This is a genomic window from Pelosinus fermentans JBW45 (assembly GCF_000271665.2).
GTDB classification, from domain to species: Bacteria; Bacillota; Negativicutes; order DSM-13327; family DSM-13327; genus Pelosinus; species Pelosinus baikalensis.
Genome location: NZ_CP010978.1, coordinates 671,051 through 692,631, shown reverse-complemented (window position 1 = coordinate 692,631; position 21,581 = coordinate 671,051). Strand labels below are relative to the sequence as shown.

The following is a 21,581-nucleotide window of genomic DNA, read 5'->3' as shown; positions in this document are numbered from 1 at the left end:
AAATAAGGAAAATGACCTTCACAGAAAGACAAAATTGTTTCACGTAGCTACCCATGTGTAACATTTTAAGCCATTATACCAGTCATTACAGAGAAAAAGCAAGATTATTTTACTATTTTACCATAATAAATAACAAGAAAATTACTGACAATTTCTTTAAAATATGTAAAAGCAATCAAATCACACCAGACACACCAGAAAAGATAGGATAAGGTAAAACATTTGAACCGCGAAGATGGGAAGAGTATAAAGAACACGAAGAATCAACATGTTTTCTTCGTGTTCTTTGCATTTCTTCGCGCCTTCGCGGTTCATTGTTTTTTCATAATGTTATATACATTCTATTTTTTTATAAAACCTATACTCCCCTATTTATAAGAAAACATAGAGGAAATCAGGAATCCCTTTATGCTTTTCCAGCGACTGGATACATCGGAGGCTGATGACTTAGAACACGCACAACTTCTTGGGCGGCGGTAACACTGCACCGCGTAACTGCATCTTCCGTGTATGCTCCACAATGAGGAGTTAACACTACATTAGACAGTGTAAGCAGCGGATGATCCGGTGCCGGCGGTTCATGAGTCAAAGTGTCCGCACCATAGCCAGCTATCATTCCTGTTTTCAATGCGATATAAAGGTCTTTCTCATCTACCAGTTCACCCCTAGCCGTATTGATGATAAAAGCAGACTTTTTCATGCTTGTCAAAGTACGCTCATTAATAAGGCACTTTGTATCAGGGGTAACGGGTAAATGCATTGTTAAAAAGTCAGCTTTTTCTACTACTTCTTCTAAGGAAAGATATCTCACATAATAATTCTGGCATAACTCAGGTTTCTGCCAAACATCAAAAGCTATAATTTCCATGCCAAAAGCATGTGCTCTTTTTATCACTTCGCTGCCAATATTCCCTGTACCCAGCACTCCTAATACTTTTCCATATAATTCACAACCTAAGTTACGTTTCCAACTGCCTTGACGAACTTGGGCATCCTGCCCTGGTATTGCTCTTGCTAGAGACAACATCAAGCCGAATACTAATTCGCAAACCGATATGGTATTAGTTCCTGGTGCAAGGGTAACAGGGATACCTAGCTTTGCAGCAGCTTTTACATCTACTTTGTTATATCCCACACCATTTCTGGCTATTATTTTTAATCCAGGCGCTCCTGCTTCAATAACCTTGTCAGTAATTTCATCTAGACCGGCAATAATCGCATCCATACCGGAAATAATGCGAATCATCTCAGCCTCTGACTTAACACCATCACTAACATGAGTGATAATTTCATGCCCTGCATTTTCTAGTATTGCCTTGCCTTCTTTATTAGCAGCAACTGAACGGGCCGTAATTAATACCTTTGCCATACTCTATGCCCCCTAGCAATTATTGGCTATCTTAGATGTATCATTTTTTACCAAACGCAGCAATATCCGTGAATTCCTGCTGCAGATTCCAGTATATACGGTTATAAATATCATATAGTTCTTGGTAACACTTAATTGCTGGCGCTCCCGGCTTGTAGGTTTTTTCAATTGTTACAAAATCAGCCGTAGAAGATATATCCTTCAAAATTCCCGCAGAAACGAAGCCTAATACCGCGGCACCAAAAGCTGCCCCTTCGTTTACATTTGGGACATTTATTTCCTGATTCAACGTGTCAGCTAAAATCTGCAGCCATAATTCTGACCTGATAAAGCTGCCGCTTACCCTAATTTCACGAGCTGGTCCCGTCACTTCCTGCAGGGCAAGCAGAATACTGTTCATCCGATAACATACCCCTTCCATGGTGGCGCGAATCATATGTCGTTTATCATGCTGCAGGGTAAGACCGAACAGTACGCCTCTGGCGTCCGCATTCCAGTTTGGAGCTCGCTCACCGGTAAAAAAGGGAAGCATAATGAGCCCTTCTGAGCCCGGCGCTATTTTTTTTGCATAGCTAGACATCAATTCATAGGAATCGATGCCAAGTTTTTCTGCCACTCTTTGTTCTGTCTCACTAAAATGATCCCGCATCCAGCGCAGTGCAATTCCACCATTATTAATGGCTCCGCCTGCAACCCATACGGTATCCGTAAGATTGTAACACCAAGTCCGTCCTTTTTCGTCTGTACACGGTTTATCTGTCAGCATACGGACTGCACCGCTTGTGCCAATCGTAGCACTCATATCCCCAGGTCTTACCGCACCGATGCCTACATTTACCAATACGCCGTCACCAGCACCAATCACTACAGGAATTCCCGGCTGCAAACCCGTCCGGCGAGCCATCTCACCTCTTAAGGGCTGGCTGTATGTTGTCGATACAACATTCGGCAGTGCCTCTTCCGAAATAGACAGATATATTAGCAACTCCCGATCCCACTCTAGGCTGAATAGATTATACAAACCGGAACCGCTGGCAATCGAACGATCTACCACCCATTGCCCAGTCAATATTCGAAAGGCATAATCTTTGATCGAGCCAAAATACGATGAGCGATTGAATATCTCAGGACGTTCTTTGCGAAGCCAAGCAATCTTAGCCATAGGGTACATGGGATGAAGCGGACATCCTGTACGACGGTATATAGACAGGAAATCGGTATCTATCCTTTTCATCTCTCGCACAATTTCCTGGCTGCGGTTGTCTGCCCAAGTCATTAGCGTTGTAGTCGGCTCTCCCTCTTTATCATAGGCGAGAAAACTGTGAAATACGGAACTGATGGAAACCCCTTCCGCCTTGCGTCCAGATTGGGTTAACGAGGTTACTACATCGCTGATGACACTTTCCATTGCACCAATGATTTCATTAGGATCTTGCTCAGCCCAGCCGGGATGAGGAGTATACAGCGGATAGTCCTGAGAAGCAGCACAAAGAGACTGCCCATCGGCTTGATACGCCACGGCTCTTACTCCCGTTGTCCCTATATCGATACCGATCCATACAGAAGGTTTCATCTTCATCATCCTTACTCACTATTTTAATGATTCTTTAAAAACAAATTTTTGTATTGCATATCCTACACCACATTCTTCATTTGTTTTTGTTACATCATCAGCGCACTGCTTTAATTCCTCACAGGCATTGCCCATAGCGATTCCAATACCCGCTTCTCGAATCATTGAAATATCACTGCCTTCATTTCCAATTGCCATCACATTTTCCATAGGAATCCCCAAACCGCAGCAGATTATTTTCAAAGCCGCTCCTTTGCTGACAGTCGGTTCTACAATTTCTAAACCATGATCGGTATCCCGAATCACAGCAAAATCATCTGACCACGTTTTTAAAATTTGCTGCGCATTTCGAATCCGTATAGAATCATCAAATAATGCAATGCGCAAAGGTGCCTTCTCCAATGTTCTTAATTTCTTTGGACCTAGGACCGTATAAGGCACCCCAAAGATTCGAGAATAATTGACAGTTTCTTTGGTGGCTTGCTGAACAATAAGCTGATTCTCTAAATATACTTTGACATAATAATTTTCTTCTTCAAAAATGCGAACCATTTCTCTAAACTTCAGCAAATTCATCGGTCTTTTTAGCCATATTCTTTCTTCTCTTTCATCTGTCACATAGGAACCACTCAGAGAAATCAGCGGTGTATCTAACTGCAATTGGCGGGCATAAGGCAGCATAGAACAAAAAGGTCTTGCCGATGCCAGCGTAACAATGATTCCTTTCTCTTTGGCCTTGGCAATCATTTGTACAGCCTGATCGGGAATCTTTTTCTCTTCATCTAATAACGTTCCATCCAAATCAAGAGCAATCAGTCGAACAGGAGGATACATCATAAAGCTACCTCTCTACAAATTAATTTACAATCCAACTGGAAGTTTCTTTGTTATCTAAAACACGTTTCAATTCGCGCAATAATAAATACGGTGTTTGAGCAAATGTATCATTCGTCGCACCAGCCAAATGAGGGGTCAAAGTGACATTCTCCATAGTTAACAGGGGATGGTCTTTTGCTATTGGTTCTGTCCAAAAAACATCCAGGGCCGCTCCGCCAATTTGCCTATTCTGCAACGCTTCTATTAATGCCTTCTCATTAATCAAACCTGCTCGTGCAGTATTAATCAAATACGCCGTTGGTTTCATCCATGAAAGCGCTTCTTTGCCAATCAGACCTGCCGTATCTTTACTAAGTCTGGCATGGATACTAATGAAATCAGATTGCTTGCATAGTTCTTCTAGTGAAACTAATTCCACTCCCGATCCTTGCACCGCTTCCGCCTTGATATATGGATCATATGCCAGAACGCGAACATTAAAGTTTGCCAATTTGTGGGCAACCAGACGCCCAATATAACCCAAGCCTACTAAACCGATCGTTTTTTCACGCACATCACCCATAAATCCAGAATTAGCATATTTCTTTTTCCAGTCTCCCTGCATCAATGCAGCATGGCCCCTTGCCAAATTGCGCAGCTCCGACAGCAACAGTGCAATCGTAAAATCGGATACAGCCTCTGCATTCCGCCCCATGGTTTTCATTACTTTAGTGCCTTTTGCTGTTGCAGCATTAACATCTGCATTTTCGGTGCCAGCACGACATACTCCAACATAAGATGCACTGCTTTGCTCAATCAGCTCTTTATTCAATGGGGTATGATGAGTAATAATCACATCGGCATCTTTGCCTGCTTCGATTAATTCCACTGGAGGTTTTCCGGCACTAGGACCAAATTTTTCAACCTGGCTGCGTAAGAACCAAAATTCTTCCTCACTTTCTGGTTTCCAATCTACCCCTTTTACAACCACTTCTTCGCCGAAGACATCACGTACTGCTTTTTCCAGCGTATCTGCTGTCAGCATTGGATCTCCTACCACTAAAAATTTCATTTATTTCTCCTCCTTCTTAATTAGAGCATCGATTTTGTGATGTATCCCTTGAAGCGCAGGATAAACGTTTTCATATACATTTTCAAACATGGTACGATATGCTTCATGCCTCACTGGGTCTGGAAGATAAACCGTATCATCACGCCTTGTTTGTCGTACAGCATCTTCGGGATCTTTGTATATCCCAGCACCAAGTCCAGCCAGCATTGCTGCACCAAGTGTAACAGCCTCAGGCACATTTAAACAAACAACAGGTTTCCCTAAGATATCTGCTTTGATCTGCATCCAAAAAGGTGACTTTGTTGCTCCCCCTACTACATTCACAGTCTCAATCTCATAATCTACTATCTTTTGTATTCCTTCTATAATCATTGTAGATTCATAGCAGAGTCCTTCTATGATCGCTCTTGCCAAATCGCCTCTTGTATGAGAAGTAGTCAATCCAATGAGTGCTCCCTTAGATAAGGGATCCGCTCCTGGTGCATATTTCCCACGGAAATGAGGCAATAATATTGCTCCCTTTGCTCCCAATGGCGACTTTTCTGCCTCATCGAGCAAGGTAGTCAAATCCTCCTTGGTCATTTCAGTGCGAAACCAATCTAAAATCACACCCGATGAAATGACTTGACCTGCGATATAATACTTATCATCCACAACATAATTTACACAAGTAAAGTTGGTATCAATATGCTTTACATCATTAGCTGGTTCATCAACAACCATAAGAACCTGCTCACTGGTCCCTATGGCACTTAACACTTGACCGCTTTGCGTCAAGCCACAAGCAAAAGCGCCACATACATAGTCCATCCCACCAGCAAAAACAGGAGTTCCCGCCTCAACGCCTGTTAAACCAGCTGAATGACTTGTTACAGTTCCGGCCAATTCTCCCGAACGTTTTATGGTCGAACATATTTCTCGTGGGATCTGTGCATGATCCAGAATCTTATCAGACCAGCAGCGCTCCTTTAGATCAACTGCCATCGTCCGGCAAGCTACGGATAAATCGACTACTGCCTCGCCAGTAAGCCGGTACACGATGTAATCCTGCATGGAAACCCATCGCTTCACACCTTTAAACAATTCTGGCTTTTGCTTTCGAATCCATTGCACTTTTGTAATACCTGCCATCGGATTCGGTACAAAACCACTAATGCTGAATACTTCTTCACTGCCAAAATCCTCGCGCCACTCGGCAGCAATTCCTTCCGTCCGGGTATCAAACCAAGCAATTGAACGATGTATCCATTCATCATTCTCATTAAGCAGAACACCAGCAGCCCCCATACTAGCTACTGCAATGCCATCAATTTTCTCCCCTCCCAATTGACGGGTGATATCGCGTAATAGGTCTTGCACAGCATCCCAAATTTGTCCAGGATCAAATTCAGCCCAATTATTTTCTAAATAGTGAGTCACAGTTGGACGACTAGCCACTGCTTTAAACATACCATCTTCTGTATAGGCTGCCGCTTTACAATTCGTAGTTCCTATATCTATGCCGATTAAACAAGCCAATTCCTTCCCCTCCTGCTTCTTATCTCTTTGTACATCCGTTGAAGTAAAGGTTACACATGGCAGACTAATAATGCATTTGTCTTACTGGATGCTATACATTTATTTTATAACGATGATCCCAGAATGCTGGTCAATCTCATCCTTAAGTTCATCTAGGAATGGAGTTACCGACACACGCAGCCCTGCCCGATTAGTAACCAGATCCATCCCCTGGCAGATCTCATCCAATGTCACTAAATGAGTCAAAATTTTCTTAGCTGATACCTTACCATTACGAATCAACTCTAAGGCTAGTGCATTATGCCGAGGCGCTGATGAAAATGCACCATAAATAGCAATTTGCCGATAATGTACATAATTAGCATCGATTGTAATCGCAGGCTGATCTTTAGGCAATCCTGCAAACAAACAAACTTTGCCCATTTTGCTAGCCATATTAATACCTAAAACTTGAGCTTCCGGTGTACCTGCCGTGACGATCACTACATTCGCTCCCAAGCCACCTGTCAGCTCCATCACAGCCTTCGCCCCATCTTGGGAACTCAGGTCAATATATCCATCAAAGCCAAATGACTTTGCTTCTTCCAAACGTCTGGGACTCCGGTTAATTAAAAAGATCTTGCCTGCTCCTCTTGCCCTGGCCGCCTCAGCATGCATAATGCCGATTGGTCCTGCTCCGATCACCGCCACTGAATCACCCAAACCAATATTCATTACTTCTTGAGCATTCAATACGCAAGCCAGCGGCTCAGCAAGAGACGCTTCCAAATAGGTAACCTCATCGGGAATACGATTGATATTACCAACCCGGACACCACCTGCTGGAACAAGCACATATTCAGCAAAGCCACCATTATAATGATGGGCTATGGTTTTGCGTGTATAACACATATTTTGCCAGCCAGATGAACAATAGGAGCACGTTCCGCACCCAATCCCTGGTGCAACGATGACTCGATCACCTACCGAATATGCAGTAACATCGGATGCTACCTCTACAATTTCTCCTGCTATTTCATGCCCTAAAACAATCGGCGGTTTAATCGCCGCATGGCCATGACGAAAGGTTCTTAAATCCCCGCCGCAAATTGCACAAGCCTTTACTTTAATCAAAACAGTTCCTGGCTGAACCTGAGGTGTTTCAATCTCCTCAACTGTCATTTTTCCAATGCCTTGATATATCGCTGCTTTCATACTACTTCCTCCTTTGTCTTATAAGAATAATCAACAGTTGATAAAATCGAACCGAAATTACTCTTTATGAGCGTTAATGATAAGTGAATCTATTTTAAAACTTATATTCGATCTCTCCACCATAGTTGGACGTCCAGCTGTAGTTAATGTACACCTGGACGTCCATACACCTTTATGTTCTATGCAACTACCTTAGATAGAAGCAATATAAATATCAATGAAGATACAGAAAGAATCGTCTCCAGAACTGTCCATGTTTTTAATGTTTCAGTAACGGACATACCGAAGTATTCCTTTACAATCCAAAACCCGGCATCATTCACATGAGAAAGAACCAGCGCTCCTGATCCCACAGCCAGCACGATAATTTCTTTGGACACGCCTGCCGAATTTGCAACAAGAGGTGCTACGATACCAGCTGCAGTCATCATCGAAACCGTAGAGGAACCTGTAGCAACACGAATCATAGCTGCAATCGTCCAAGCTAACATAATCGGGCTTAACCCCATCGTGGAGGCCATCTTAGCGATTTCATTACCAATACCACTATCTAATAATACCTTATTAAATGCACCGCCACCGCCGATAACCATTAAAATGCTGGCCATCGCTGGAAGCGATTGATCGCAGAACTTACCGATTTGCGTCAAGTTAAAATTACGACTAAAACCAAAGCTATAAAAAGCAAACAATAATGCAATTAAGAGGGCCATAAATGGGCTGCCGATGAATTTCAAAATCGCAAACATCTGAGACGTACGATCCATTGTCAAATCAGCAATTGTTGCAAATAGCATTAATATAACGGGCAGTAATATCGTGAAAACTGTAATGCCGAATCCCGGCATTTCATGATCCTCCCGACCTGCTTTAATCTGGTCAGAAAAGCCTTCAGGTACCCCAACCACCCGCATGCGTTTTGAAATAAAACTGGCAAATAAGGGACCGGCAAGAGCTGCTGCAGGCAAACCAACAATAAGACTATATAGTATTGTTTTGCCAACATCTGCTTTAAATATATCTACAGCTGCCATAGCTGCAGGGTGAGGGGGAACCAAACCATGAACAATGGATAACCCCGCAACCAAAGGAAGGCCAACTTTCAGCAAAGAAATTCCAGTTTCCTTTGCAATCGTAAATACAAGAGGAATTAAAAGTACAACACCGACCTGAAAAAAAACAGGAATCCCAACAATAAAGGCAACAATCATCATTGCCCAGTGAACTTTTTTTAATCCAAACAAGTTAATCAAGGTTTTGGCAATTCTTTCTGCACCACCAGACTCTTCTAACATTTTTCCCAACATGGTGCCAAGTCCTAAAACAATTGCAATAAAACCAAGGGTATTACCTAACCCCGCTTGAATGGAGGCAAGGACTTTGTCAAAGGGCATCCCCGCTGCCACTCCTAAGAATACCGACACAATCATTAAGGTTACAAAAGGATTAATTTTAAAATAAGTAATCATAAGCAAGAGCAAAAGAACAGCCGCAATAGCAACTCCGATTAACATTAATATTCCTCCTCTTTTATCCTACTAGCTTTGTTCCCTTCGTGGGACTAACCTCATCCCTCCTTGTCTTAAACAAAGAAAATTCTGTCATTTAACCCCTTCCCACCGCCTTTCTATTTTGTTTAACTCCGTTTTAAAAACGAGGAGCGATTCTTATGAATATCTGCAAAAATAATTGAACAGGCTTATTTAATCATTTTTGCAAATTATTTTCAATCATTATTATGTTTTAAAAATTATTTTCATCTGTATTATACAATTTGCAAAGAATAAAATCAATAACTTTAAATGCAATTTTCAATATTTTTATACAATTCGTAATTATTTTCATTTTAGTTCTTCAGTGTTATCATGGTGAAGATCTTAACTATATTTATTAATACACAAGTCGCTGTTCTTAATATCTTCCGCATTAGAGAAAAACTTTTTTTGAATAGCACTTGTTGTTTTCAACTTCTATTATTCATATTTATGTATCTTTTTTGATTTTATTTGCATTTTGTAAAATTATTTTCACTTTTTAAAACACGATAAATACGACCTTAAAGGATAAAACTCTATGTTTTTTTTGATATTATTTTCATTTTCAATAAAGAATTCTTGTTATACTTCCCTGTCATTTGTTATACTTACATTGTCAACGGTTGACTTTACATTTAATGTATTTTTTTCATCTGCACAATAGTAAAACAACCTTGCTACACAAAGAGTTCTTCTGAGTTCGCAAATACCTTGATCAATATAATATTTTCATTTACAAAGTACGGTTCATAAGGAGATAAATATGACTACACGAGAGCCTAAACCTAACGTGTGCTTAGCACTCATACATAATATGTTTCAATCCTTAACTAAAACAGAGCGAAAATTAGCAGAATACATCATTTCCAATCCATCCGAAGTCATTCATATGACAATCACCGAACTGGCTGAAATTACAGGAAGCGCCGAGGCTACCATTTCACGATTCTGCAAAAATAAATTAGGATTTCCAGGTTTTCAAAGTCTTAAAATAGCCTTAGCAAGCGACTTATACGAACCCTTTGAATCCATATACAACGAAGTCAATGCAGACGATCCTATTGACGAAGTCGCCAGCAAAGTTTTTCAAAATATCAACGAGGCGTTGCACGACACCCTAAAAATCATTCATGCAGAATCTTTATCAAACGCAATCACTGCAATCTTGGCGGCTCGTCGCATTGAGGTCTACGGCACAGGAGGTTCAGCACCCATCGCTGCCGATGTGGAACATCGCTTTTCACGTTTTGGCATTTCTGTCAGAGCTTATGCTGACCAGGACATGCAAGCGATTTCTGCTTCACTCTTGCATCCTGGTGATGTCGTAATAGCCATATCTCATACTGGCTCTAATCAAAGCGTTCTGGAGTCTGTAAAAATTGCAAAAGAAAATGGCGCAACGATTATCGGTATCACAAGTCACATCCGATCTCCCCTTAGCCAGATATCAAATATCACTTTAAACGGTATGGCGAAAGAAATTAATTATCGATCCGAGGCAATGTCCTCACGTTTAATTCATTTAGCAATCATTGACGTGCTTTATGTTGGAGCCATGTTAAGACAACCCGATCGAATTACACACAATATGCAAAAGATTCGTCAATCCATTGCTAAAACTCGTTTATAAGAAAAGTGCCCACTTAAAACATAGCCGTTTTGAACCACAAAGGCGCAAAGGACACAAAGGGTTTTTATTAGCGGCATTGTGCCTTTGTGGTTCATAAAATCTCATCTTTTCCGCACCTAAAAGCTTATACTTTCTATGCTTATTAAAAAACCGAGATTATATTTTCATATAACCTCGGTTTTTAATAACATTATATAATTGTTCTATAAAACTTACCTTTGCTTGTCCATCTTAAGCGTACAGGGGATGTTTCTTACACAGTTCGCTGATTAGCTTCACTGCTTTTGCTTTCACAGCATCATCTGTAGGATGATTCAGCACCATGGCAATAATATCAGCCACGATCTCCATATCAGCTTCTTTCATACCGCGAGTCGTAAGTGCTGCTGTACCAATCCGAATGCCACTTGTAATAAAAGGACTGGCTGGATCATAAGGAATCGCATTTTTATTTACAGTAACGCCTACTTCATCTAGTATTTTCTCGGCCTCTTTGCCAGTCATGCTCTGGGGACGTAAATCGACTAGCAATAAATGATTATCGGTACCACCTGAGACTAAGGTAAACCCTGCCATTTTTAACCCCTCTGCTAGTGTCGCTGCATTTTTAACAATTTGCTGCTGATACACTTTAAATTCTTCTGATAAAGCCTCTTTAAAAGCAACAGCTTTTGCTGCAATGACATGCATCAAAGGTCCGCCCTGAATTCCCGGGAATATAGCTTTATCAACTTTAGCAGCCAATTCACTGCGGCACATAATAACGCCGCCGCGAGGCCCGCGTAAGGTTTTATGAGTCGTTGTTGTAATAATATCAGCATGTCCTACAGGAGTCGGATGCAGCCCTGCCGCTACCAAGCCAGCAATATGAGCCATGTCCACCATTAACATGGCCCCTACATCACGAGCAATCTTGCCGATACGTTCAAAATCAATAATCCGGGAATAAGCGCTGGCACCTGCAACAATCATTTTGGGACGGTGCTTTGCAGCAAGTTCTGCCACTTCATCATAATTAATTAAATGAGTTTGCGCATCTACACCATAAGGTACAATATTGAACCATTTGCCTGAGATGTTCACAGGACTGCCATGAGTCAAATGTCCGCCATGAGCTAGATTCATGCCCAGAATGGTGTCACCTGGCTGCAGAAACGCAAAATATACTGCGGTATTGGCTTGAGCACCGGAATGAGGCTGTACATTTGCATGTTCTACACCAAAAAGTTCTTTCACTCTGTCAATTGCCAGCTGTTCTACCACATCTACATGCTCACAGCCACCATAATAACGTTTTCCTGGATATCCTTCAGCATATTTATTCGTCAAGACGGATCCTTGAGCTTCCATGACTGCTTTACTGACAAAATTCTCAGAAGCAATCAATTCCAGCTTGTTTTCCTGACGCTGTCCTTCCAATTGAATAGCTTTAGCAATCTCTGGATCAAAATTAGCAAGTACACTCATTTTATTTCCCCCATATTTTTATTTGTAAACAGACCGCGCACCACCAATCAGTTTTGGACGAGTGAGAGCTGCGGTCAAGAATGCTTTTCCAATATTCTTTCGCTGCAAACGCACTGGTACAGCTACTGCTTTTAAGTGCATACCAATCAAAGTATTGCCAATATCTAAACCAACATGGGCCTGAATATGCTCTACTACCACCGGACAGTCAAAAGAACTCATAGCCATAGCTGCTAATGCGCCTCCCGCTTTGGGAACAGGCATGACCATTACAGGCTCTAACCGATATGCTTCGGCAACGCACCTTTGCACCACCAATGCCCTATTTAAATGTTCACAGCACTGCACTGCTAAATGTACATCAAATTTTTCACAAACAGTCATTAGGCCGCTTAAAATAGCTTGGGCCACATCGGAAGACCCCGATGAACCAATTCGTGCGCCCATTACCTCGCTCGTACTACAACCAACGATCAATAGCTGCCCTGAAGCAGTTCCTGCTATTTGCAGCAACTCTGCAGCGGCTTCCATAGTCTGGCTTCGTATTTCCTCTATTTCGCTGCTCATGTCTTTCCCCCTAAGGATCATTATGATTCTAACTGAGAAATTTTTGCGACTCGATCACCATGACGACCACCGACAAAATCCGTAGCAAGCCAAGTTGAAACAATCATACGTGCCAATCCTGGTCCAATGACTCTCTCTCCCATTGCTAATACATTCGCATCATTGTGTTCTCTAGTCATTTTAGCTGAAAAAACATCATGACAAAGAGCCGCCCGAATTCCTTTTATTTTATTTGCCGCAATGCTGATGCCAATGCCTGTACCACAAATCAAAATACCTCTAGTATATTGACCAGCAGCTACAGCTTCTCCCACTTTTTTTGCAATATCAGGATAATCAACTGACGCTATGGAATGAGTTCCAAAATCTTCGAATGCAATGTTTTCTTCTGCTAATAATTTTTTAATCTCTTCCTTCAGCAGAAAACCACCATGATCACTACCAATTGCTACCAACATGTATAAACCTCCAGATTTTTTTTGCATGCAGAGTATCGATTCTGTCAAACACTCTCTTCGTCATTTTTTCTATACTCAACTCATTTTTCCTGCAAGTTCCAGGATTCTTCCCCAGGACTTTTCCAGAATCTTTTCTATTTCAACGGCACAGGCCTCATAAATAGCAGTATCTCCACCGTAAGGATCAGAAATATCTTTCTTTTCACCAGCAAACTCAGCCAATGTAAATACCTTATTCCATGCCTCAGGCATGATGGAAAGCACTGCTTCTTTATGACTGGTCGTCATGGTCAGCAACAAATCTGCCCTTACAATATCTTCTCTTGACAGACGACGAGAGCGGTGACCTAAGATATCAATTCCCCGCTGTTTCATGACACATTGCGCTCCCTTTGATGCCCGTCCCTCATTCCATGCGGCGATACCAGCAGACGCCACAGCAATCTGCTCCGCAACATTGCATTTTTCTATTTTGTCTTTTAGCAATACCTCTGCCATAGGGCTTCGACAAGTATTACCCGTACAAATAATTAATATCTGCAGCATTTTAATTTCCAACTGCCTTTCTGCTATATTACCGCACTCCTACCCAAGCTATTTTATTATCAATGCAGCATCGTCCATAGAATGTGCATCCCTAATAAAGCGAGTACAAACCCTCCGATACACTCCGCCTTGCCACCTATATAACGTCCTACTTTACGTCCTAAACTCAGCCCAAACAAGGCAATTAAAAAGATAACGCTTCCCAAAATAAAACTTAACCTGACCAAATCAACATCCATCATCCCCATACTAAATCCTGCGGCTAAGGCATCAATGCTTACGCTAGTTGCCAGCACCAACAAGGAAATGCCTTGCAAAGGATGAGCTTTATTCTGATTTGATTCAACAGCAAATAGGTTTTCTTTAATCATATATATACCCAAACCAATTAAAATCAATGCTCCTAAAATGCTGGCCCAATTTTCCATAACCAACAGAGGATATTCACTATGGTAGCTGCCGAATCGTTCTACCACTGACCCCAGAAAATTACCAATATAATAACCTGTCAATATGAGAACAATATGAAATAAAGCAAAGACAACTGCTGCACGAAAGATAATCTTACGCCTCATAGGATTCATGCCAATAGGAACAGCCACTGAGAATAAATCTGTACCCAGGGCTGCACTTAACATCAATAATTCTAAACTCGTCATCAACCCCCACCTCCATTTTATAATATATATGTGGGGGATATAGTGGATATGTTACCCTTTGATGATCCGATAGCCACTAGCCTTTCGCAGGCGATTCATGACTGCCAATCCTAATCCCTCTTCGGAAATACCCTCTGCAAAAATCACATCCACAGAATGATCATCATAACTGCGTAGAGCCAGATACAAATTAGCAGCTATCTCTTCTACATTCTCCCGCATGCCATATACAAAAGGTATGGTGCCTATAGGCAATTTGTCAGCTGTCTGTGCAGAAATTAAGGCGCCCACCCTTTTCCCTTCTGCCAATGCTGCCGCAACTTCCTTTAAAAGCAATTCTAGCACTTGAGGGTATTCACCTTCCACTAACACCATTGGTGCATCAGGAGCGTAATGAGTATATTTCATCCCCGGTGAGCGAGGGGCAAGTTCAAAACTCCCGCTAAGAATCGGGTCCATTTCCACTTCCCCTAATGTCTCCATCAGCATTTCCAAAGTGATTCCTCCCGGCCTTAGCAAGGTGGGCACTGGCGTTGTGCAATCGATAACCGTTGACTCCACTCCAATCTGACAATTGCCAGCATCCACTACAGCATCAATTTTACCCTCCAGATCAACTAATACAGCTTGAGCATTAGTTGGACTCGGCCTTCCTGAAGTGTTTGCACTAGGCGCGGCAACCGGCGTACCCGCCAAAGCGATCAGCTCACGAGCAACAATAGAATCAGGCAGACGAATCCCTACAGTCTCTAACCCTCCAGTAACAATATCCGGCACAATTGCAGCTCTTCGAAATACAATGGTAAGAGGGCCTGGCCAATACGCATTCATCAAAACTTTCGCATTATTAGGAATATGGGCAGCAAGCTGTTTCAGTTCTTCTATGTGAGATATATGTAAGATTAAAGGATTATCTGAAGGTCTTCCCTTTGCTACATAAATATTGGCTACTGCCTTTTCATCCAGACCATTTGCACCTAACCCATAAACGGTTTCTGTCGGAAAAGCTACCAACTTGCCTTGTTTTAAGAGTTCCGCTGCCTGCCTTAGCACTCCTTGATCCGGATGATCTTTATCCACTACAAAATATTCAGTATGCATAATAATCCCTACCTTTATGAAATAAAACATTTAAATTAAGAAAGCGTTAGCGTATTTTTTGAACCACAGAGTCGCAGAGAACACAGAGAAAAGATAGATAGGGTAAAAAATACCCCTCTGCGTGCTCTGTGTCTCTGCGGTTCAATCATTCTTTCCTGGCTCTTCTCCAAGAGCATACGCCCTCCAATCTTGTCCCAGTTCATTGCTCTTCACAGTCCTTCCAGCACCACAACACGCTCGATTCCGCCGTAGTCTTTTATGATGTCACTGACCTTATAATAGCCTGTTTTTTCTGCCATGTCAGCAACTAGCCGAGCTTGACCAATGCCAACCTCCATAGCAATGAAACCATTGTCCGCTAGGTAGTTCCTGCCTTCTTGTACAATGCGGCGATAAAAATCCAAACCATCTTCACCGCCTGCCAAGGCCAAATTAGGTTCTTGCTGCACCTCAGGAGTAAGTCCCGGGATATCTCCTTTGGGGATATAAGGTGGATTTGATAAAATCGCTGTAAATTTTTGATCCTTAACCGGAATAAATAGATTTCCCTGATAAAAAGTCAGCCGTTGCTCTATTTGATGCTTTGCAGCATTTCTTTTAGCCACAATCAAAGCCTCTGGAGAAATATCTACAGTTGTCCCTCTCGCTGCTGGCAAGTTCTTCAATATACTAATACAAATGGCACCACTTCCTGTGCCAAGATCTAAAATACAAGGTTCTTCCACTAGCGCAAGACGGCTTATCGCAGCCTCCACTAAAATTTCCGTATCAGGCCTCGGAATCAACACTGCAGGCGTAACTTCAAAGTCTAACCCCATGAATTCCTTACTTCCAATAATATAGGCGACCGGCAAACGTGCAGCCCTTTGTTTCACAGCTGCGCGAAATGCAGCCAGCTCTTTATCCTCTAAAGGCTGATCAAAATGTACATATAAATACAATCTTTCTTTCTCTAGGATATGGGAAAGCAGTACTTCCGCATCAAGACGCGGATTTTCCACACCTTTATCCAAAAAGTACTGCCGAGTCCAATTTAAAATTGCCTGTACGGTCCAAACTTCTTTCTTATTTGCCATGTTATTCACCTTGCTGCATGCGCTGACTTTGATCTGTCGCTATCAAAGCATTAATGATTTCATCAATATCACCATTTAGGACAAAATCCAGTTTGTGCAAAGTTAATCCAATACGATGATCCGTTACCCTGCCTTGGGGGAAATTATAGGTACGAATGCGTTCACTACGGTCTCCTGTTCCCACCTGACTTTTCCGCGTTTCAGCCAGTTCAGCCCGATGTTCTTCTTCTGCTTTTTCTAATACCTTAGCGCGCAGCACCCGCATAGCCTTGTCCTTATTTTTCAGCTGGGATTTCTCATCTTGACACTGTACAACAATGCCTGTAGGCAAATGCACAATCCGTACTGCAGATTCCGTTTTATTAACATGCTGACCACCTGCGCCGCTGGCACAGTAGGTATCAATTCGTAAATCATTTTGATTAATTACTACATCTACTTCTTCCGCTTCCGGCAATACAGCCACGGTTACCGTAGAAGTATGAATACGCCCGCCTGATTCTGTGGTAGGAACGCGTTGTACACGATGCACGCCACTTTCGAATTTCAAACGACTATAAGCACCATCACCATCAATGGTAAAAACAACTTCTTTAAAACCACCTAAATCAGGAGCATTGGCATCTAATAACTCCGTGCGCCATCCTTGGGTTTCTGCGTACCGAGTATACATGCGAAATAAATCACCAGCAAATAAAGCCGCCTCATCGCCGCCAGCGCCACCACGAATTTCCACAATTACACTCTTTTCATCATTTGGATCTTTAGGCAACAATAAAATACGTAATTCTTCACTCAATACTTCATTCTGTGCTTTTAAGTCTGACAATTCTGCCGTAACCATTTGACGAAAATCACTGTCCAGCTTATCATTCAGCATTTCAAGGGTATCGGCAATACCTTGCTGAACCTCTTTGTATTCCCGAAATTTCGCCACGATAGGAAGCAATTTAGAATGGGCTTTCGTATGTTTTTGCCACTCTGCCATGTTGGCAATAACGGAAGGGTCACTAATTAAATTCTCCAATTCAAGCTGTCTATCTTCAATGGCCTGCAATTTATCCAGCATGGTCATTCTCCTCTAAAAACTTTTATTTTATATAAAATTAAAACCACGAAGGCGCAGAGAGAAAATATTCATTACATTTCTTCTATGGGACGAGCTGCTTCCAATGCTTTTATCGCGACTTCTAATTGATCATCGCTAGGTTCTCTAGTTGTTAACTTTTGCAGCAATAAACCTGGCATAATAGCAATCCCCACCCAAGCGGCTTCACTCTTTCCTGCAAAACGAATAATCTCATAGGCAAGGCCTGCCACAAGAGGCATCAATATAATACGGGATACAATCCGAATCCACAAATCAGGCCAACCTAAAAAAGCGAACATAACAATACTTACGATCATTACGATAAATAAAAAGTTCGTACCGCAACGAGGATGTAACGTAGTATAGGTTCTAACATGCTCTACATCCAATGGTACCCCTGCCTCGTATGCATGGATCGTTTTATGTTCCGCACCATGATATTCAAACACTCGGCGAATATCCTTCATCCTGGATATCCCAATTATATACACTAAAAAGATGGCTAAGCGCAGCACACCTTCCATTAGATTTAATAAACGAGGATCCGTTATCGCACTATGAATATATTTAGCTGCATACGTTGGAATAATTACAAATAAAACAATGGCCAATCCCAAAGAAAACATCATAGTAACGGCAATTTCCTTATTTGATAATTCATCCCCTTCATCCCCAGCTGCCTGAGCAGAAAAAGATAAAGCCTTAAGACCCTGCACCAATGATTCAACCAATGCAACAACGCCCCGCAGCATCGGTTTTTTAAAAATGGGATACCGATCACTAACAGGTGTAAAAGCTTCCTGTTTTACAATAATTTCACCTGATGGTTCTCTGACCGCAGTAGCGATTATACCAGGTCCGCGCATCATTACACCTTCAATGACAGCTTGCCCACCAATACTAACTTTCGGTTTCATGGTATCCCTCCTTGTATTATTGTTTACATGCAGATGACAGATATAAATGTAGCAGAGCATTTCTGCTCTGCTACTCCGTTTTTAGGCCTGTTGACCGTAACGTTTATTGAATTTCTCAATACGTCCACCAGCAGTGATATTACGTTGCTGACCAGTAAAGAACGGATGGCATTTTGAGCAAACATCGATACGCAGTTCTTTTTTGATAGAACCAGTTACAAAAGTGTTGCCACAACCACACATTACTTTTGATTCACCATAATTTGGATGAATTTTATCTTTCATTTATTGCACCTCACTTTAAAGCACCTTGTAGCTTTTACCACATTATTATAGCACACCAATTTCTCCTAAGCAATATTGTTTTTCTGTTAATCACTTTAAATATTTTCCAAACCACTTCTAATTTCTGTTCATTTAGAAAATACGCTGTGAGACTAATAAAAATTAAACATTTTAACCGCAAAGTTGGAAAGAATACGAAGAAATATATAATTTGAACTACAAAGACGCAAAGGACACAAAGGCCGCGGGCAGCGGCACTGCGCCTTTGTGGTTCATAAAATCTCATATTCGTTTATAAATTATAAAATAATATTCGTTTGTGATTGTTTTAGTTTATTTATGATTGACTTTTTGCAATGTTACTTTTATAATGAAATCAATCGAACATTACTGAAAATACAGTTTATTTAGAGAGGTGCGTATATGTTTGCCGAAGAAAGACGCAATAAAATTATACAAATGATCAAATACGGGCAACCTGTTAAAGTAATTAACCTTAGCTCATTATTCGCTGTATCGGAAGCTACCATACGCCGCGACTTACAAGAACTTGAAAACTCAGGTTTTGTCCAACGAACCCATGGAGGTGCTGTTTCTTCCCAGTTAGGATCAGAGCTTAGTTTTCATGACCGGGAAGTATATTTCTTAGAGGAAAAGAGAGCTATCGCTGCTTTAGCCGCTAACATGGTACATGATGGTGAAACAATTTTATTAGATGCTGGTACAACCACTCGAGAAATTGCCCGAGCATTATGCGGAAAAAAATTAACGGTTGCAACAAATAGTATGGATGTGGCTTCTGTTTTTGCTGAGGAACCGGATATCGAGGTACTGTTATTAGGCGGTACTTGGCGAAAGTCCATTAATTCTCTCATTGGTCCGCTCACCAATTCCATGCTCAAGCTCTTTTCCTTTGACAAAGTGTTTCTTGCCGCCAATGGGATCGACTGTACTTTAGGAGTCACAACCAAACATCTTGCGGAAGCAGAAACCAAAAGAGCGATGATAGCGGCCAGTCAATCTATTATATTAGTAGCAGATCATTCTAAATTTGAAAAAAGAACATTTTCTAAAATTTGCAATTTAGATGAATTATCTGCAATCATCACCGATAACAACATTAATAAAGATACCTTAGAAAGTCTGCGAAATTATACTCAGGTTATCATCCCTGAAAGCACCAATTTAATAAAGGAGGTGAATCCCATTGAATAATACGCTCCCCATTGTGACTGTTACCTTAAACCCAGCACTTGACCGCACCTTGCATCTGCCTAGCTTTACATTAGGAAAAGTAAACCGAGTGGATACGGAGCGTACGGATCCTGGGGGCAAAGGCATTAATGTAGCAAAGGTTATAACTGCCCTTGGACATCCTGTAGTTGTAACAGGATTTCTTGGAAAGAAAAATGCTTATACTTTCCAAGACTATTTTAAACAAAAAGGCATTGTTGACCGCTTCGTGGAAACATCCGGTGAAAATCGCGAAAACATTAAAATCGTTGATACTACAACGGATGTGGTAAGTGAACTAAATTTCCCCGGCATGATCCCAACAGCAGCCGACTTGAAAAACCTCCAAGACATTCTGCGCAAGCTGGCTGTCAACCATAAATGGTTTGTGCTTTCCGGCAGCCTGCCACTAACAGTCCCCACAGATATCTATGCAACCTTCATCGAAATGCTGCATCAATATGATTGTAACGTTATATTAGATACCAGCGGCCCTGCCTTATCTGCAGGTATTGCTGCCAAACCTTTCGCAGTCAAACCTAATCTGCCGGAATTAAGCCAACTCATGCAGGCACCTATGGAATCTGATAAAGATATATTAGGAGCCGTAAAACAACTACTCCGTCAGGGAATCTCTCAAGTAGCAATTTCCCTAGGAGAAAAAGGTTCTTTAGTTGGTGATTGTCAGCAGATCCTAAGAGCTAAAGCCCCTGCGGTCCCTGTCAGCAGTACTGTAGGAGCTGGTGATGCTTTTGTTGCAGGCTTTAGCGTAGGGCAAGCACGCAGCTTATCTCTAGCCGACAGCATTCGTTTAGCATCCGCTGCTGCCAGTGCATCCGTGATACTTCCCGGCACGCAAGCAGCCTCTTTATCAGACGTAAATAAATTGATCAATAAAATAGAAATAGAAGAGTGGAGGTAATCAATTATGAATATACAAGAATTATTATCAGCCTCAAGAGTTAAATTCCATTTAACATCCAATAACAAATTGGACGTCATCAATGAACTTATTGACGTTCTGAATCAAGATGGCAAGCTTTCAGATAAAGACAAATATACAGAAGCTGTGCTCCGTCGCGAGAAGGAATTTTCTACTGGAATCGGTATGGGAATTGCAATTCCTCATGCTAAAGACAGCAGTGTTAAAGAGGCTGCTTTAACACTAGGCATCTCAAAAGCGGGAATTGATTATGAAGCACTCGATGGCAGCCTAGCCCACATCTTTTTCCTAATTGCCGTCCCTGCTGAATCCAATGATGTCCACCTGAAAGTATTATCGTATATCTCTAGAAAACTCATGCATCAGGAAATCAGAGACCGTTTATTATCCGCCACCACTTACGAAGAAATATTAGCGGCCTTCAAAGACTAGACCAAACAAGAATCTGGTTTATAGCGGAGTTTTTCCACCAGGACATAGCTCCGTTATAAACTCCTTATTTTCCCTAATATTATGAACAGAGGAGGATTGT

At 41.6% G+C, this 21,581-nt stretch carries 21 protein-coding genes; 4 read left to right on the top strand and 17 right to left on the bottom strand.

All coding sequences use genetic code 11. The features are described from left to right. Positions 1-406: 406 nt before the first annotated feature. From JBW_RS02745 to JBW_RS02715, 7 genes are all read right to left on the bottom strand, one after another. A complete protein-coding gene (locus JBW_RS02745; protein ID WP_007958833.1) occupies positions 407-1,369 on the bottom strand; it encodes a phosphoglycerate dehydrogenase in 963 nt (320 codons plus the stop codon). A gap of 40 nt (positions 1,370-1,409) precedes the next feature. Beyond that, on the bottom strand, positions 1,410-2,942 hold the full coding sequence (locus tag JBW_RS02740; RefSeq protein WP_007958832.1) for a gluconokinase: 1,533 nt from the start codon (positions 2,940-2,942) through the stop codon (positions 1,410-1,412). Between the two features lie 18 nt (positions 2,943-2,960). Further along, positions 2,961-3,779, bottom strand: a complete 819-nt coding sequence (locus JBW_RS02735) for a Cof-type HAD-IIB family hydrolase (RefSeq protein ID WP_036681539.1) — start codon at positions 3,777-3,779, stop codon at positions 2,961-2,963. 19 nt (positions 3,780-3,798) lie between these two features. Continuing rightward, positions 3,799-4,830, bottom strand: coding sequence for a 2-hydroxyacid dehydrogenase (locus JBW_RS02730; protein WP_007958830.1), 1,032 nt, complete (start codon positions 4,828-4,830; stop codon positions 3,799-3,801). Then, on the bottom strand, positions 4,831-6,348 hold the full coding sequence (locus JBW_RS02725) for an FGGY-family carbohydrate kinase (RefSeq protein ID WP_007958829.1): 1,518 nt from the start codon (positions 6,346-6,348) through the stop codon (positions 4,831-4,833). It lies immediately after the preceding gene. A 99-nt stretch (positions 6,349-6,447) separates the two neighbouring features. Then, a complete protein-coding gene (locus tag JBW_RS02720; RefSeq protein ID WP_007958828.1) occupies positions 6,448-7,542 on the bottom strand; it encodes a zinc-dependent dehydrogenase in 1,095 nt (364 codons plus the stop codon). Positions 7,543-7,721: 179 nt separating this feature from the next. Next, complete coding sequence (locus JBW_RS02715; RefSeq protein ID WP_007958827.1) at positions 7,722-9,056, bottom strand: GntP family permease; 1,335 nt, start codon at positions 9,054-9,056, stop codon at positions 7,722-7,724. A 784-nt stretch (positions 9,057-9,840) separates the two neighbouring features. Between JBW_RS02715 and JBW_RS02710 the strand changes: the two genes are divergently transcribed. Next, complete coding sequence (locus tag JBW_RS02710; protein WP_007958818.1) at positions 9,841-10,707, top strand: MurR/RpiR family transcriptional regulator; 867 nt, start codon at positions 9,841-9,843, stop codon at positions 10,705-10,707. A gap of 231 nt (positions 10,708-10,938) precedes the next feature. On the opposite strand, the gene glyA is transcribed toward JBW_RS02710, so the two are convergent. From glyA to rpmE, 10 genes are all read right to left on the bottom strand, one after another. Continuing rightward, positions 10,939-12,174, bottom strand: coding sequence for a serine hydroxymethyltransferase (gene glyA, locus JBW_RS02705; RefSeq protein ID WP_007958817.1), 1,236 nt, complete (start codon positions 12,172-12,174; stop codon positions 10,939-10,941). 18 nt (positions 12,175-12,192) lie between these two features. Beyond that, a complete protein-coding gene (locus JBW_RS02700) occupies positions 12,193-12,741 on the bottom strand; it encodes a TIGR01440 family protein (protein ID WP_007958816.1) in 549 nt (182 codons plus the stop codon). A 20-nt stretch (positions 12,742-12,761) separates the two neighbouring features. Beyond that, a complete protein-coding gene (rpiB, locus tag JBW_RS02695) occupies positions 12,762-13,199 on the bottom strand; it encodes a ribose 5-phosphate isomerase B (RefSeq protein WP_007958815.1) in 438 nt (145 codons plus the stop codon). A 75-nt stretch (positions 13,200-13,274) separates the two neighbouring features. Beyond that, a complete protein-coding gene (locus JBW_RS02690; protein ID WP_229536464.1) occupies positions 13,275-13,757 on the bottom strand; it encodes a low molecular weight protein arginine phosphatase in 483 nt (160 codons plus the stop codon). Positions 13,758-13,804: 47 nt separating this feature from the next. Then, entirely contained in the window at positions 13,805-14,404 is a 600-nt protein-coding gene (locus tag JBW_RS02685) for a manganese efflux pump MntP family protein (RefSeq protein ID WP_007958813.1), read from the bottom strand. Positions 14,405-14,455: 51 nt separating this feature from the next. Beyond that, on the bottom strand, positions 14,456-15,505 hold the full coding sequence (locus JBW_RS02680; protein WP_007958812.1) for an L-threonylcarbamoyladenylate synthase: 1,050 nt from the start codon (positions 15,503-15,505) through the stop codon (positions 14,456-14,458). A gap of 209 nt (positions 15,506-15,714) precedes the next feature. After that, positions 15,715-16,581, bottom strand: a complete 867-nt coding sequence (gene prmC, locus JBW_RS02675) for a peptide chain release factor N(5)-glutamine methyltransferase (RefSeq protein WP_007958811.1) — start codon at positions 16,579-16,581, stop codon at positions 15,715-15,717. Position 16,582: 1 nt separating this feature from the next. After that, positions 16,583-17,650, bottom strand: coding sequence for a peptide chain release factor 1 (gene prfA, locus JBW_RS02670; protein WP_007958809.1), 1,068 nt, complete (start codon positions 17,648-17,650; stop codon positions 16,583-16,585). A 71-nt stretch (positions 17,651-17,721) separates the two neighbouring features. After that, positions 17,722-18,588: a DUF1385 domain-containing protein gene (locus JBW_RS02665; protein WP_007958808.1), complete on the bottom strand. Its 867-nt coding sequence runs from the start codon at positions 18,586-18,588 to the stop codon at positions 17,722-17,724. An 81-nt stretch (positions 18,589-18,669) separates the two neighbouring features. After that, the gene (gene rpmE, locus JBW_RS02660; RefSeq protein ID WP_007958807.1) at positions 18,670-18,873 is read right to left on the bottom strand and encodes a 50S ribosomal protein L31; all 204 of its coding nucleotides are present in this window, start codon (positions 18,871-18,873) and stop codon (positions 18,670-18,672) included. A 423-nt stretch (positions 18,874-19,296) separates the two neighbouring features. On the opposite strand from rpmE, the gene JBW_RS02655 reads away from it, so the two are divergent. The 3 genes from JBW_RS02655 to JBW_RS02645 are packed head-to-tail and all read left to right on the top strand — an operon-like array spanning position 19,297 to position 21,481. Then, positions 19,297-20,088 (top strand): DeoR/GlpR family DNA-binding transcription regulator, encoded by a 792-nt coding sequence (locus JBW_RS02655; RefSeq protein WP_007958806.1) that lies wholly within the window; start codon positions 19,297-19,299, stop codon positions 20,086-20,088. Continuing rightward, positions 20,081-21,028 carry a 1-phosphofructokinase gene (gene pfkB, locus JBW_RS02650; protein ID WP_007958805.1) on the top strand — a complete coding sequence of 316 codons (948 nt, stop codon included), beginning with the start codon at positions 20,081-20,083 and terminating at the stop codon, positions 21,026-21,028. Before JBW_RS02655 ends, pfkB begins: the two co-directional genes overlap by 8 nt. A gap of 6 nt (positions 21,029-21,034) precedes the next feature. After that, positions 21,035-21,481, top strand: a complete 447-nt coding sequence (locus JBW_RS02645) for a PTS sugar transporter subunit IIA (RefSeq protein WP_007958804.1) — start codon at positions 21,035-21,037, stop codon at positions 21,479-21,481. Positions 21,482-21,581: the final 100 nt, after the last annotated feature.

Bases quoted from the DNA above. Each gene is read 5' to 3' on its own strand.
- JBW_RS02685 (WP_007958813.1), bottom strand. From the start codon at position 14,404: ATGACGAGTTTAGAATTATTGATGTTAAGTGCAGCCCTGGGTACAGAT.
- JBW_RS02710 (WP_007958818.1), top strand. From the start codon at position 9,841: ATGACTACACGAGAGCCTAAACCTAACGTGTGCTTAGCACTCATACAT.
- prmC (WP_007958811.1), bottom strand. From the start codon at position 16,581: ATGGCAAATAAGAAAGAAGTTTGGACCGTACAGGCAATTTTAAATTGG.
- JBW_RS02645 (WP_007958804.1), top strand. From the start codon at position 21,035: ATGAATATACAAGAATTATTATCAGCCTCAAGAGTTAAATTCCATTTA.
- rpiB (WP_007958815.1), bottom strand. From the start codon at position 13,199: ATGTTGGTAGCAATTGGTAGTGATCATGGTGGTTTTCTGCTGAAGGAA.
- JBW_RS02655 (WP_007958806.1), top strand. From the start codon at position 19,297: ATGTTTGCCGAAGAAAGACGCAATAAAATTATACAAATGATCAAATAC.
- JBW_RS02680 (WP_007958812.1), bottom strand. From the start codon at position 15,505: ATGCATACTGAATATTTTGTAGTGGATAAAGATCATCCGGATCAAGGA.
- glyA (WP_007958817.1), bottom strand. From the start codon at position 12,174: ATGAGTGTACTTGCTAATTTTGATCCAGAGATTGCTAAAGCTATTCAA.
- JBW_RS02665 (WP_007958808.1), bottom strand. From the start codon at position 18,588: ATGAAACCGAAAGTTAGTATTGGTGGGCAAGCTGTCATTGAAGGTGTA.
- JBW_RS02720 (WP_007958828.1), bottom strand. From the start codon at position 7,542: ATGAAAGCAGCGATATATCAAGGCATTGGAAAAATGACAGTTGAGGAG.
- JBW_RS02740 (WP_007958832.1), bottom strand. From the start codon at position 2,942: ATGAAACCTTCTGTATGGATCGGTATCGATATAGGGACAACGGGAGTA.
- JBW_RS02715 (WP_007958827.1), bottom strand. From the start codon at position 9,056: ATGTTAATCGGAGTTGCTATTGCGGCTGTTCTTTTGCTCTTGCTTATG.
- JBW_RS02730 (WP_007958830.1), bottom strand. From the start codon at position 4,830: ATGAAATTTTTAGTGGTAGGAGATCCAATGCTGACAGCAGATACGCTG.
- rpmE (WP_007958807.1), bottom strand. From the start codon at position 18,873: ATGAAAGATAAAATTCATCCAAATTATGGTGAATCAAAAGTAATGTGT.
- JBW_RS02700 (WP_007958816.1), bottom strand. From the start codon at position 12,741: ATGAGCAGCGAAATAGAGGAAATACGAAGCCAGACTATGGAAGCCGCT.
- JBW_RS02735 (WP_036681539.1), bottom strand. From the start codon at position 3,779: ATGATGTATCCTCCTGTTCGACTGATTGCTCTTGATTTGGATGGAACG.
- JBW_RS02745 (WP_007958833.1), bottom strand. From the start codon at position 1,369: ATGGCAAAGGTATTAATTACGGCCCGTTCAGTTGCTGCTAATAAAGAA.
- prfA (WP_007958809.1), bottom strand. From the start codon at position 17,650: ATGCTGGATAAATTGCAGGCCATTGAAGATAGACAGCTTGAATTGGAG.